Below are 12,659 nucleotides of genomic sequence, written 5' to 3' on the forward strand. Positions count from 1 at the left end.
CGCGCGGTGCGGTGTGCTGTTCTAGCCTGATCCCATGAGCTTCGATCACCCCGCCGCCCGCGCGCGCCTGGCCGACCTCCCCTCCGACACCCGCATCGCGGTGGTGACCGGCGCCTCCTCCGGGATCGGTGAGGCCACCGCGCGCGAGCTGGCGCGGCTGGGATTCCACGTGATCGTCGGTGCCCGGCGACTCGACCGGCTGCAGGCGCTCGCGGACGAGATCGGCGGCACCGCCATCCCCCTGGACGTGACCGATCCCGACTCGTGTGAGGCGTTCTGCGCGGCCGTCCCCCGGCTGCACGTGCTGGTCAACAACGCCGGCGGCGCCAAGGGCACGACCACCGTCATGGACGCCGACGAGGAGCAGTGGCGGTGGATGTGGGAGACCAACGTCCTGGGCACCCTGCGACTCGTGCGCGGACTCATGCCGGTGCTCGTGGAGACCGGCGACGGGCTGGTGGTGACCATCACCTCGATCGCCGCGCTCGAGTCCTACGACAAGGGCAGCGGCTACACCACCGCCAAGCACGCGCAGGCCGTGCTGCACCGGACGCTACGCGGGGAGCACCTGGGCCAACCCGTGCGGTTCACCGAGATCGCGCCCGGCATGGTGGAGACCGAGTTCTCACTCGTGCGGTTCGACGGCGACGACGACAAGGCCGGCGCCGTCTACCAGGGATTGACCCCCATGGTCGCGCAGGATGTCGCCGAGATCGTGGGGTTCGTGGCGAGCCGGCCGTCGCACGTCAATCTGGACCAGATCGTGGTCAAGCCGCGGGACCAGCACTCGGCCATGCGGGCGCACCGGCGCTGAGTGGTACGGTCCCGCGGTGGCGCGGTGGCGCGGTGGCGCGGTGGCGCGGGACCCCGTTGGCAGGTCCCGCCGACAAGGCCAGGCTTACCGATGTTCGGTTAGCCTTACTGACCTGGTAAAACGCTGTGGCCAGCCCTACTCTGGGCGCCCTGGGGCGCAACATGCCCCGGGCGAGTCTCGACGTCCGTCGAGGTCCCCGAGAGGAAGGGTGCCATGATCATGGCCAAGAAGTCTTCGTCGTTCACCGAACTCCTGTCCGCGCAGGTCGGCCACGAGTTCGCCGCGAGCCAGCAGTACATCGCGATCGCCGTGTGGGCCGACGCCAAGGATCTGCCCCAGCTCGCCGGACGCTTCTACCAGCACAGCCTCGGCGAGCGGAACCACGCCATGATGATGGTCCAGTACATGCTCGACCGCGACATCCCGGTGACCATCCCGGCCGTGCCCGGTCCGCAGGCCGAGTTCGAGGGCCCCGTCGCCGCGCTGCGGTACGCCCTCGAGCAGGAGAGGCAGGTCACCCGTCAGATCGAGTCGCTCTTCCAGGCGGCCCGTGCCGAGTCCGACCCGCTGGGCGAGCAGTTCATGCTGTGGTTCCTCCGCGAGCAGGTCGAGGAGGTCGCCAACATGAGCACGCTGGTGGCGATCGCCGAGCGCGCCAACGACGACTGGTTCCGGATCGAGGAGTACCTCGCGCGCGAGACCGACTCGTCTTCCAACACCGGCACCCCGCCCGCGGTCGCCGGCGGCGCCGTCTGACCGGACCCACAGGGTCCGGCGACCGGGAGCGGGTGGGGCAGGCGCAGGCGGACCAGGTGCAGTCGGGTCAGTCGCGGGTGTACTCCACGTAGCTCACCCCGCTGTCGAACCCGATCCGCCGGTGCGTGACCAGGGGCCGCGCACCGGTGGACCCGGCGATCAGCGGTCGCCCCCGGCCGATCACCACCGGATTGACCTTGAGCCGGAACTCGTCGACCTCGTCCACCAACGCCGCCGCCAGCTCCCCGCCACCGCACAACCAGATGTCGAGCGGGGAGCTCTCCGACTTGAGCCGGCGGACCAGAGTGACGGGGTCCTCGTTCGAGGCCGTGAGCCCCACCTCCGCCGGCAGATCACCGGGCCGATGAGTCACCACGTACTGGCGGAGGTGCGGGTAACCGCTGGCCAGACCCTCGTCTACCGCGACCTGATGGGTGGACCGGCCCAGCAGAACCGTGTCGAACACGCGTGGGCCGGTCCCCGCGAGACCGATCGCGCCGCGGACGTGACCGGGGATCGTCTCCGGGTAGTGCTCGATGAGCCAGGCCATGTGGTCGCCTTCGAGCGGGAAGAAGTCCGTCCGTCCATCGGGGTCCGCGATGAACCCGTCGGCGGTGACGGCGATGTAGTAGATGAGCTTGCGCATGGATGAGTCCCTCCGTGGTCTGCGATCGGGTGACGTGGGGTGGGGTCAGCCGAGCCGGATCACGTCGTCCACCCCCACCCGGTCGCAGAAGCCCTCGTCGTGGCTCACCAGGAGCAGGGCCCCGCGCCACTGGGCGAGAGCGTCGGCGAGCACCTCCACTCCGGCGAGGTCGAGGTTGTTGGTGGGCTCGTCCAGGATCAGCAGCTGCGGCACCGGCCGAGCGAACAACCTCGCCGCCAGCGCCGCACGCAGGCGTTCGCCCCCGGAGAGCTCGGCGAGGCGGCGGAACCCGGCCTCCCCGGTGAACAGCATCCGCGCCGCGTGGGCGTGGATCTGCTCGGGATCGGCGTCGGGGCGCACCGCCCGGATCGCATCCACCACCGACCGGTCGGGATGATCGAGCCGCAGATCCTGCGGCAGCAGAGCCCAGGGCACGTGCGCCGCCCGGCCGTCACCAGCTCCGGCGGACCCGTCTCCGAACAGGCGCCGGAGCAGCGTGGTCTTGCCGCTGCCGTTGGGACCGGTGAGGCGTGTCCTCGCAGGTCCTGTCAGGTGGATGCGGCCGGCGACCGGATCGAGGGTGTCCAGCACGATCCGCCCGGCCGGCAGCCCCGGGTCGGGCATCGGGATCCGCAACAACTCCTCGCGGCGGAGGGCGGCGTCGGCGTCCTGCATCCGCGCGCGCGCCTGCTCGACTCCGTGTTCGTGGACCGCGCGGCGCCTGCCCGCGGACTCCTGGGAGGAGCTGCGTCGCGCGTTCATGAGGATCTTGGGCATTCCGCCGGCGGCCTGCACCCGACGCCCCTGCGCAAGTCGACGGCTCGCCTTCTCCATCCCCTCGATGCGGTCCCGCTTCTCGGCGCGCCACTCGTTGCGGGCACTCGACAACGCCTGCGTGGCCGCGGACTGCTCGGCCTCGATCGCCTCCCGGTACAGGGAATAGGGCCCGCCGAACACCCTGCACCGCCCGGACCGCACCTCCACCGTGGCATCGACCCGCTCGAGCAGCTCCAGGTCGTGGCTCACCACCACGGCGATCCGCCTCCCCGTCGCGACGAACCTCTCAAGCGCCGCGAACACCCTCGCCCGGGCGCGGTGGTCGAGGTTGTTGGTCGGCTCGTCCACCAGCAACACCGTCGGCTGCGCCAGGAGCCTGCCCGCGAGAGCCGCGAGCGTGCGCTCCCCGCCGGACAGGTCGACCACGGGTCTGTCCACATCGGTGGGCAGGCCGAGGTCGTCGAGCAGCGCACGGGTCCGCTCGGCGACCGACCAGTCGTCCCCGACACGGGCGAAGTCGTCGTCGTCGCCCCGTCCCGCCTCGATCCGCGCGAGGGCGGCCAGTCGCGCGCCGACCCCCAGTTCGTCGGCGAGGGTGCGCCGTGCGGTGGCGTCGACGAGCAACTGCGGCAGGTACGCGACGGTGGGTGGACGAGCGGGCTCGCCGTCGACGGAGATCGACCCCGCGGACGGCGAGAGTTCATCCGCGATCAGGCGCAGCAGGGTGGACTTGCCCGCGCCGTTGCGGCCGACCACGGCGGTGACGCCGGGGCGCAGGGCGAGGTCGAGCGCGGTGAAGAGTGGGGTGCCGTCGGGAAACGCGTAGGCGACGTCCGACAGGACGAGGGAAGACATGTGTGCTCCAGGGAGGTGGCGGGTGGGCCGGGTCTCACCTGGGGTCGAGCACTGTCCTGGGTCTCCTCGTGTCTACTGCTCGGCTGGCGCCCCCCGCAGCCGGGATCTCTCCGCGGTCACGTCGTGCGCCTGCCGACTTCCGGTGTGCAGATTACGCCCGGGCCGCCGGGGCCACAAGGGGCGCCTCGCCCGCGGGCGTCATCCGGGCGGGGCCGGCGAGGCCGGCGGGGCCGGCGGGGCCGGCGGGGCCGGCGGGGCCGGCGGGGCCGGCGAGGCTAAGTCACATGGCCGTCACATGAACGCGCTGGGCGGGAGCCCCTCGCGGCTGGTCATCGGCAGCTCCTTCTCCAGCTTCTCCATGAAGAAGTGCGACTGCACCGCGGTCCAGATGTTGTTGGTGAGCCAGTAGATGCCGATAGCGATGGGGAAGTTGAAGAAGTACGCGCCCACGATGGGGAAGAAGGGGAACAGGTACATCATGATCTTCATCGACTGGTTCATCGACTCGGTCATGGACTCGGCGATCGACTGGAAGTCCTGCGGCTTGCCCGCAGCGGCCGAGCCCGCCGCACCGGTTCCCGCAGCGGCGCCGGTGGTGGCGGGCGCGGGGGCTGCGGGCTTCTCGCCGTCGACCTCGAGGACCTCCCCGTCGACGACCGGCCCGCCCGCCTTCTCCTCGGCCTCGACCCGGGCGATCGCCTCCTGCTCGGCCGCCTTGGCCGCCTTCTGCCGCCGGAAAGAGTTCCACATGTTGACGAAGGTGGCGATGCCCGCGAGCACGAACAGCGGCACGGCCAGGACGAGGATGTCCTCGCGCACCAGCCCGGGGTGCAGGGAGTCCATGACGTCCTGCGGCATCCGGATGTACGAGGCCAGCGGGACCCCGAAGATCTCGGCGTTGAGGAAGGAGGCGACCTGGTCGGGGCCGAACGCCCCGTTGGTCATGGTCGAGGCCTCTTCGATCGACACCCCACGCGGCGAGAAGTTGAGCAGCACGTAGTACAGACCCAGGAACACCGGGATCTGCACGAGCAGCGGCAGACACCCGGCGGCGGGATTGACCCCGGCATCCGCGTACAGGGCCTGCATCTCCTTGGCCTGCTCCTGGCGGTCCTCGGGAGTCTTGCGGTCCTTGTACTTGTTCTGCAGCTCCTTCATCTTGGGAGCGATCTGCGCCATCTTGCGCATGGAGTACTGCTGCCGGTACATCGACCGCATGAGCAGCAGCCGCACGGTCACCACCAGCAACAGCACGGACCCCACCCAGGCCACTCCGGAACCGGGGTCCACGACGAAGCTCAGCACCCAGTGCCAGAACTTCATGACGAGCGACACCGGATACGCGAAGAGGTCCACGGGCGAATCTCCAGATGGGACGGTGGCGCCGGAGCGGGCGCGCGGGGTGGGGCGGAACAGGCCGGGTCAAGACTAGAAGGCCGTCCCCCAGCGTGCCAGGGTCAGCGGGAGCGGTGGGGGCCGGGGTGGAAAGCGGCAGCGTGAGCAGGGCCGTGGCCGGCGCGGCGGAGTGCGGCGGCGTCAGATGCTGCAGCCCACCCACACGGGCTCGGGGTGCAGCTCCACGCCGAACGCCTCGACGACGCCGTCGCGCACCTCGCGCGCCAGCGCGATCACGTCGTCGGCGGTGGCCGAGCCCCTGTTGGTCAGCGCGAGCGTGTGCTTGGTGGACAGTCGGGCGGGCGACGACGACGAGGGGTGCCCCTTGCCGAACCCGGCCCGCTCGATCAGCCAGCCCGCGGAGAGTTTGACCCCTCCCGCCGCCGCGAACGCGGGCATCTGCTCGGCCTGCTCGGCCCCCAGCCGGTCGGAGACCCGGGACCGCACCACCGGGAGCCTGTCCTCGGGGACCACCGGGTTGGTGAAGAAGGACCCGGCGCTCCAGGTGTCGGCGTCGTCGCGGTCGAGCACCATCCCCTTGCCCCGGCGCAGCTCGAGCACGGTGCGCCGCACCAGGGCGGGGTCGGTCCGCTCCCCCGGCCCGACGCCCAGCCGGCCGGCGAGTTCGGCGTAGCGGATCGGCTCGCTGCGACCGTCGGGGTCGAGCCGGAACTCCACCTCGAGTACCACCGCGGCCGACGAGTTCTTGAGCACGGAGGTGCGGTAGGCCAGTCCCAGCGCGTCGGGCTCGACCCATTCGTCGGTATCGGTGGCGCGGTCGTACCAGCGCACGCGGTGCAGCACCTGCGCCACGTCGACGCCGTAGGCCCCGACGTTCTGGACCGGGGTCGCGCCCACCGAGCCCGGGATCCCGGACAGGCACTCGAGGCCGCCGTACCCGCGGTCGACGGTGTCCGCCACCAGGTCGTCCCAGGGCAGGCCGGCTCCGGCGCGGACGACCATCTCCCCGGGGCCGTCCGTGCCGGCGTCCCGGTAGCCGACCTCGCTGTTGCGGACGGCCACCACCACCAGGTCGAGGTCCCCGTCGGCGACCACGAGGTTGGACCCGCCGCCCAGCACGAGCACGGGCACGCCCGCGGCGTCGAGGGCGCCGACCGCGGCCGTGACGGCCTCGGCGGACTCGCACTCCAGCAGCGCGCGGGGACGGCCGCCGATCCGCAGGGTGGTGAGATCGGCCAGGCTGGAATCGGGGACCACCCGGAGACCGGCCACGGTGGACAACCCGCGGATCACCTCGTCGGCGAGGTGAGCCGGGCGTCGATCGGGAGAAGGCGGGAGCACGCGTCCGAGAGTAACCGCCCCCTTGTAGGGTTTGACCCCATGGCGACCCGCTTCTCCCATTCCGCCCGCATCGACGCGCACCTCGAGACCGTGTTCGCCTCGTACGGCGACGAGGCCTTCTGGCACGACCGACTCGCCGCCATCGGTACCCCCGACGACTCGCTCGACGAGTTCGTCACCACCGGGGACTCCACGACCGTGACGGTGACCCAGCACATCCCGGACGAGGACATCCCGGACGTGGCCCGCAAGGTCCTGCCCGGCCGGTTGATCATCGTCCGGACCAGCACCTACGCCGGGTTCGACGGGAACCGGTTCACGACCTCCGCCCGGGCGGAGGCCGCCGGTGGACTGGGGATCATCGACGGGGGTTCGGAGTCGCTCTCCGAGGGCGCCGCGGTGGTCGAGTCCGCGTCGGGCCAGGTCAAGGTGTCCGTCCCGCTGCTGGGAGGCAAGCTCGAGAAGCTGGTGGTCTCCCACCTCACCCGGTTCTTCAACGCGGAGACCGAGCACCTCAACCGCTGGACCGCCGAGCTCTGAGCACGCGCTCCACCGGGGTTCCGACCCTGCACCGGGCCCGGGGTTCTGAGCACGCGCTGAACCGGGGTTCTGCGATCCGGGCCGGTATCGACGACAATGGGCGGAATGCACCCGCGGCACGACACCCAGCGACTCCCCGCTCATGATCGACCCGGCGTCCAGAACGCCGAGACCCAGCAGTTCGCCACTGCGCCGGACGCCGATCGCCCCGGCCGCGGCGACACCGGCAGGAGACGGCGCGGTCCGATGATCGCCCTGATCGCCGTTGCCGCGGTGATCGTCCTCGTGGCCGGCGTGGTGGGGCTCGAGTTCGGCACCCGCAACGCCGTGGAGAACCGGATCCAGGAGGAGGTCACGGCCTCCCTCGGCAGCCCGGCGCAGGTCGAGCTGGGCGCGCGCCCGGTGCTCCTGTCGTACTTCGGAGGCGACCTCGGCAACGTCCGGATCACCACCGACGGCAGTCCGACGGCGGGCGGGAGCGGCCCCGCCCCGGCGATCGACATCACCGCCGAAGGCGTGCGTTCCGCTGACGACCTCACCTACGTGGACTCGCTCACCGGGACCGCGTTCGTCTCCGACCAGGCCATGTCGGCGGCCGCGCAGCAGGACTCCGCGGGTGACAGCATGCTCGGCGGCCTGATCCAGGTGCAGGAGATCGTCTCGGATCCGGCCTCGGGCACGCTCCGCGTCTCCATCAGCGGACTCGCCGAGGCCGTCGTGACCCCCAGGTTGATCGGCGGCAATCTGGAGATGGATCCGTCGCAGGCCTCGATCCTCGGCTTCGCGCTACCGCCCGAACTGCTCGGTGGCACCGTCTCGATGATGGACTCGGCGCTCGCCGAGCTCCCGCAGGGCGTGCAGCTCACCGGGGTCCGGGTGGTCCCGGGCGGCATGGTGGTCGACCTCAGCGGGCGCGACGTCGTCCTGGAGTCGACCCGGTAGCGGGCGGCGGACCCGGGTTCATGCGCCTGCTGATCATCGCCGATACCCACGTCCCGACGCGCGCCCGTGATCTCCCGCCCCGCGTGTGGGCCGAGGTGGACGACGCGGACGTGGTGGTGCACGCGGGTGACTGGATGGACGCGGCGCTCCTCGACGCCGTGGAGGAGCGGTCCGCGCGGTTGATCGCGTGTTGGGGCAACAACGACGGCCCCGAACTGCGTGAGCGGCTCCCGGAGGTGGCCCGCGCGACGCTCGAGGGTGTGCGCCTGGCGGTGGTGCACGAGACCGGCCCCGCGGCGGGGCGGGACAGGCGCATGAGCGGGTCCTATCCGGACACCGACCTCCTGGTGTTCGGCCACTCGCACATCCCGTGGGACACCGTGGCGCCGGGGGGACTGCGGCTGCTGAACCCGGGATCCCCGACCGATCGCCGTCGGCAGCCGTTCTGCACGTTCATGACCGCCACCCTGGCCGAAGGCACGGTGGACGACGTCACGCTGCACCGACTTCCGCAGGCCCTGTAGGGCGGCGATCGTCGGATTCTGCCACCCTGGGTGCATGACCTCCCCCACCATGCGTGCCGTGACCCAGGACTCCCTCGGCGGCCCGGACGTCCTGGTCGTGTCCGACCAGCCCCGCCCCGATCCACGGACCAACGAGATCCTCGTCCGTGTCAGAGCCGCCAGCGTCAACCCGACCGACTGGAAGCACCGGGCGAACGGCGGGTTCCTCGGTGCGCCACCGTTCGTGCTCGGCTGGGACCTGTCCGGGGTCGTCGAGGCGGTCGGCATCGGGGTGGCCCGGTTCGCCCCGGGCGACGAGGTGTACGGGATGCTGTCCTACCCCTTCGGTCACGGCGCGCACGCGGAGTACGTGTCGGCGCCCGCGAGCTGGTTCGCCCCCAAGCCGGCCTCTCTCGACCACGTGCAGGCCGCCGCACTGCCGCTCGTGTCCCTGACGGCGTGGCAGGCGCTGGTGGAGAACGCCGACCTACAGCCCGGCCAGCGGGTGCTGATCCACGCCGCCGCGGGCGGGGTGGGCCACGTGGCCGTGCAGATCGCCAAAGCCCGCGGGGCCCACGTCATCGGCACCGCCAGCGCGGCAAAGCACGACTTCCTGCGCGAGCTCGGGGTGGACGAGGCCGTCGACTACCGCGAGGTGGACTTCGCCGAGGCGGTCAGCGACGTGGACGTGGTTCTGGACACCATCGGCGGCGAGTACTCCACCCGTTCGCTGCGCACTCTTCGTCCCGGCGGAATCCTCGTGTCGATCCTCCCGGTGGGGTCCGACGATCTCCTCCGCGAGGCCGACGACCTGGGCGTGCGCGCGATCCGCATGCTCGTCGACTCCTCGCGGCACGACCTGATGTCCCTCACCGACCTCGTGGACCGGGGCGAGTTGCGGGCCAGCGTCTCCGACGTCTTTCCACTCGAGCAGGCGGCGGAGGCGCACCGGCGCGGGGAGACGGGCCGGACCACCGGCAAGATGGTCCTCACGCTCGACTGAGGTGACAACCCGGGCCGCGGGCGGAAGCGACGGCCCGGGCGGCAAGCGGAAACGCGGGCGGCATCAGCCCTCGGGGAACCCCTCCAGCACCGCGCGACTGCCGCTCAGCCCCAGCCGGGTGGCGCCCGCGCCGATCATCGACCGGGCGGTGTCGGCGTCGCGGATCCCACCCGAGGCCTTGATGCCGAGCTGGCCGCCCACGGCGCGGTGCATGGCGGCGACCGCCCGGACGCTGGCGCCACCGGCGGGGTGGAAGCCGGTGGAGGTCTTGACCAGGTCCGCCCCGGCTCGCGCGACGGCGTGGCACAGCTCCTCGATCCGCCGGTCCCCCGCCTCCTCGCCCAGCGCCCGGTGGATCGCGGCCGTCTCCAGGATCACCTTGATCACGGTGGGCGGGGGGACGGCGTCGCGCATCGTCAACACGTCGGCCATCACCTCGTCGACCGCCCCGACGATCGCCGCACCCACGTCGATCACCATGTCCACCTCGACGGCCCCCTGATCCACCGCCAACCGGCCCTCCATCGCTTTGACCAGGGAGTGGTGTTTGCCGGACGGGAAGCCCGCCACCGTCGCCACCGTCAGTCCCTCCGCCCGCACCGGGAGCATCGCCGGGCTCACGCACACCGCCTTGACCCCCAGGTCACGGGCCTCGTCCACGCAGGCCTGCACGTCGTCGCGGGAGGCGTCCGGGGAGAGCAGTGTGTGATCGATCATCGCCGCGACGCGGGCCCGGGTCAGGTGATTCTGTGTGGTGGCGTCCATGCGGCCAGCCTAGCGGGGCTCCCCGACACCCCCTGCTGGCACAATGACCGTTCATGTCACGCCGCTTCGTCCTCTCCCTGGGTTGCCCCGACCGCATCGGCATCGTCGCCCGCATCGCCACGTTCCTCGCCGAGCTCGGCGGCACCATCGTCGAGGCGGCGTATCACGCGGACGAGAACTCCCGCTGGTTCTTCACCCGGCAATCCGTGGACGCGGAATCGATCGGGATGGACCTCGACGAACTGCGCCGCCGCTTCGCCCGGGTGGCGGCCGAGCTCGGCCCTGAGACGGACTGGAACATCGCCGATTCCGCCGAACCGAAGGACATCGTCGTCCTCGTGTCCAAGGAGGGGCACTGCCTGCACGACCTCATGGGTCGGGTGGGCAGCGGGGATTTCCCCGCTCGCATCCGTGCGGTGATCGGCAACCACGACACCCTGCGGGGGATGACCGAGGCGCACGGCATCCCGTTCCACCACGTGCCGTTCCCGGCGGATCCGGCCGAACGGGCCCCCGCGTTCGCGGAGGTTGCCTCGATCGTCGACGACATCGACCCGCACGCGATCGTCCTGGCCCGCTTCATGCAGGTCCTGCCCGATGACCTGTGCACCCGCTGGGCCGGTCGCGCGATCAACATCCATCACAGCTTCCTCCCGAGCTTCGTCGGTGCGCGCCCGTACCACCAGGCGCACATCCGGGGCGTCAAGCTCATCGGCGCGACCTGCCACTACGTGACCGCCGACCTCGACGAGGGGCCGATCATCGAGCAGGACGTCATCCGGGTGGATCACGCCGCGACCGTGCAGGACATGGTCAGGCAGGGCCGCGACGCGGAGAAGTTGGTGCTGGCCCGCGGCCTGAGGTGGCACCTCGAGGACCGCGTCCTCGTGCACGATGCGCGGACCGTCGTGTTCACCTGACGCGGGCCCCTCCGGGCGGGGGCTTTAGTCGCGGGAGAATCCGTGGCGCTGGGTGAGCAGGGTCTCGGCGGCGGACAGGAAGATCAGCCGGGCGGCCGTGCCCGCCCCGGGGAGCGTCGACCGGACCCGCTTCTCGAGTACCGCCTTGTCGATCCCGGCATCACGAAGAGCCTCCACGAGCACGGTGATCGCCTCGACGGCCCTGCCCTGCCCCTCCACGACCAGGCGAACGATCTTCTCGATCCCGTCCGCGTCCACGCCGAGCACGATGAGGTCCCGCAGGAGTTCGGCGACGTAGGCGTCGGAGAGCAGATGGCCGGCGGCGCCCGGTTCGGTGACCAGCCCGATCGACTCCCCCACCTCGGTCAGCGTCTCGGATAGGTCGAATGAATCGAGGGCCTGGGATTCCGTGCGGGTGAGGCGCCGGCGGGACCCGGTGGGCCTGCGCTCGCTCCGCACACTCTCGACCTCGAGCAACTCCGCGAGCGTGAATCCGTGCCGCTCCGCGATGAGCAGTTCCCTGATCGTGGCGAACGTGTAGCCCCGGTTGAGCAGCCGCAGGACCATCTCGAGCCGGCTGCGGTGATCGGGTCCGTACAGCGCGGTCCGGCCCTTGCGGATGGGCGGCTGGAGCAGTCCGCGCTCCTGGTAGACGCGGATGTTGCGGACCGTCGTACCGGAGGTCGCCGCCAGCTCGTCGATGCGCTGCAGCGGCGCGGACCCCCTCGAACTCACCTGCGTCTGCCGCCGACGGCCGGTCGGACGTCGGCGAAGAAGACGCCGACGGCGACCATCCCCACGATTCCGAGGATGCCGAACGGACGGATCGCGAAGAAGAGGGCGGCGGCGGCGCAGATGCCGATCCATGCGGGCTTGGGCCACTTGCCCTCGATCGAGTACGCCGACGCGGGGGGAAGGACGGCCAACACCAGGCCGACCAGTGCCCACGCCACGAGGGCGGCCTGGATCGCCAACTGGACCAGGCCCCAGGTTCCGGGCAATGCTTCAATCACCTCGCCCAGTGTAGTCGCCACGTCCGCAACGTCCGAAGTGGATGTTCACGGCGTGGATTCAGAACGACGCCGCCCCCGGCACGCTCTGGTCGAGCGGGCCGGGGGCGGCGGACTGCGGCCCGGGGCCGCGGTGGCTCAGTTCGAGCCGGAACCGGAGGACTTGTCGGCGGAGGACGACGACGAGCCGGTCGAACCCGAGCTCGAGCCCGTTGCCGAACCCGAGGTCGAGCTCGACGCCGGCTTCGAGGCCGCGGTCTTGGAGGGCGCGGTCTTCGAGGCCGTGGTCTTCGCAGGCGCGGCCTTGGAAGCCGTGGTCTTCGAGGCCGACTTGGTCGCCGAGGTCTGCTTCGACGCCGCGGTCTTGGAGGCCGTGCTCGAGGAGGCCGTCTTCTTGGCCGGAGCCTTCTTGGCCGGGGCCTTCTTCGCCG

Annotated in this window: 15 protein-coding genes; 8 read left to right on the plus strand and 7 right to left on the minus strand. The window is 71.3% G+C overall.

The genetic code is table 11. The features are described from left to right. Positions 1-34: 34 nt before the first annotated feature. Complete coding sequence (locus tag H483_RS33805) at positions 35-814, plus strand: SDR family NAD(P)-dependent oxidoreductase (protein ID WP_017837789.1); 780 nt, start codon at positions 35-37, stop codon at positions 812-814. Between the two features lie 213 nt (positions 815-1,027). Further along, positions 1,028-1,570 carry a ferritin-like domain-containing protein gene (locus H483_RS33810; RefSeq protein ID WP_017837790.1) on the plus strand — a complete coding sequence of 181 codons (543 nt, stop codon included), beginning with the start codon at positions 1,028-1,030 and terminating at the stop codon, positions 1,568-1,570. Positions 1,571-1,637: 67 nt separating this feature from the next. Here the strand turns inward: H483_RS33810 and H483_RS33815 are convergent, their stop codons facing one another. From H483_RS33815 to H483_RS33830, 4 genes are all read right to left on the minus strand, one after another. Beyond that, complete coding sequence (locus tag H483_RS33815) at positions 1,638-2,216, minus strand: dihydrofolate reductase family protein (RefSeq protein ID WP_017837791.1); 579 nt, start codon at positions 2,214-2,216, stop codon at positions 1,638-1,640. A 45-nt stretch (positions 2,217-2,261) separates the two neighbouring features. Then, positions 2,262-3,848: an ATP-binding cassette domain-containing protein gene (locus H483_RS33820; protein WP_017837792.1), complete on the minus strand. Its 1,587-nt coding sequence runs from the start codon at positions 3,846-3,848 to the stop codon at positions 2,262-2,264. Between the two features lie 291 nt (positions 3,849-4,139). Continuing rightward, positions 4,140-5,204 carry a membrane protein insertase YidC gene (yidC, locus tag H483_RS38235; protein WP_017837793.1) on the minus strand — a complete coding sequence of 355 codons (1,065 nt, stop codon included), beginning with the start codon at positions 5,202-5,204 and terminating at the stop codon, positions 4,140-4,142. Between the two features lie 180 nt (positions 5,205-5,384). Then, entirely contained in the window at positions 5,385-6,545 is a 1,161-nt protein-coding gene (locus tag H483_RS33830) for a UDP-N-acetylmuramate dehydrogenase (RefSeq protein ID WP_017837794.1), read from the minus strand. A gap of 39 nt (positions 6,546-6,584) precedes the next feature. Here H483_RS33830 and H483_RS33835 point away from each other — a divergent pair, with 39 nt between their 5' ends. The 4 genes from H483_RS33835 (at position 6,585) to H483_RS33850 (ending at position 9,533) form a co-directional block, all read left to right on the plus strand. Then, a complete protein-coding gene (locus tag H483_RS33835; protein WP_017837795.1) occupies positions 6,585-7,085 on the plus strand; it encodes a DUF2505 domain-containing protein in 501 nt (166 codons plus the stop codon). 105 nt (positions 7,086-7,190) lie between these two features. Next, entirely contained in the window at positions 7,191-8,027 is an 837-nt protein-coding gene (locus H483_RS33840; protein ID WP_017837796.1) for a DUF2993 domain-containing protein, read from the plus strand. Positions 8,028-8,047: 20 nt separating this feature from the next. After that, positions 8,048-8,551, plus strand: a complete 504-nt coding sequence (locus H483_RS33845; RefSeq protein ID WP_017837797.1) for a metallophosphoesterase — start codon at positions 8,048-8,050, stop codon at positions 8,549-8,551. A 34-nt stretch (positions 8,552-8,585) separates the two neighbouring features. Beyond that, complete coding sequence (locus H483_RS33850) at positions 8,586-9,533, plus strand: NADP-dependent oxidoreductase (RefSeq protein ID WP_017837798.1); 948 nt, start codon at positions 8,586-8,588, stop codon at positions 9,531-9,533. Positions 9,534-9,596: 63 nt separating this feature from the next. Here the strand turns inward: H483_RS33850 and deoC are convergent, their stop codons facing one another. Beyond that, a complete protein-coding gene (deoC, locus tag H483_RS33855) occupies positions 9,597-10,298 on the minus strand; it encodes a deoxyribose-phosphate aldolase (protein WP_017837799.1) in 702 nt (233 codons plus the stop codon). 53 nt (positions 10,299-10,351) lie between these two features. Here deoC and purU point away from each other — a divergent pair, with 53 nt between their 5' ends. Then, positions 10,352-11,218, plus strand: coding sequence for a formyltetrahydrofolate deformylase (gene purU, locus H483_RS33860; RefSeq protein ID WP_017837800.1), 867 nt, complete (start codon positions 10,352-10,354; stop codon positions 11,216-11,218). A 24-nt stretch (positions 11,219-11,242) separates the two neighbouring features. On the opposite strand, the gene H483_RS33865 is transcribed toward purU, so the two are convergent. Both H483_RS33865 and H483_RS33870 read right to left on the minus strand, forming a co-directional pair. After that, positions 11,243-11,953 (minus strand): MerR family transcriptional regulator, encoded by a 711-nt coding sequence (locus H483_RS33865; protein ID WP_017837801.1) that lies wholly within the window; start codon positions 11,951-11,953, stop codon positions 11,243-11,245. Beyond that, the gene (locus tag H483_RS33870; RefSeq protein ID WP_238556348.1) at positions 11,950-12,252 is read right to left on the minus strand and encodes a DUF2516 family protein; all 303 of its coding nucleotides are present in this window, start codon (positions 12,250-12,252) and stop codon (positions 11,950-11,952) included. Before H483_RS33870 ends, H483_RS33865 begins: the two co-directional genes overlap by 4 nt. A gap of 109 nt (positions 12,253-12,361) precedes the next feature. Here H483_RS33870 and H483_RS39675 point away from each other — a divergent pair. Continuing rightward, on the plus strand, positions 12,362-12,659 hold a 298-nt coding region (locus H483_RS39675), incomplete at its 3' end, for a hypothetical protein (protein ID WP_202959124.1).

The organism is Dietzia sp. UCD-THP (genome assembly GCF_000349585.1).
GTDB lineage: Bacteria > Actinomycetota > Actinomycetes > Mycobacteriales > Mycobacteriaceae > Dietzia > Dietzia natronolimnaea_A.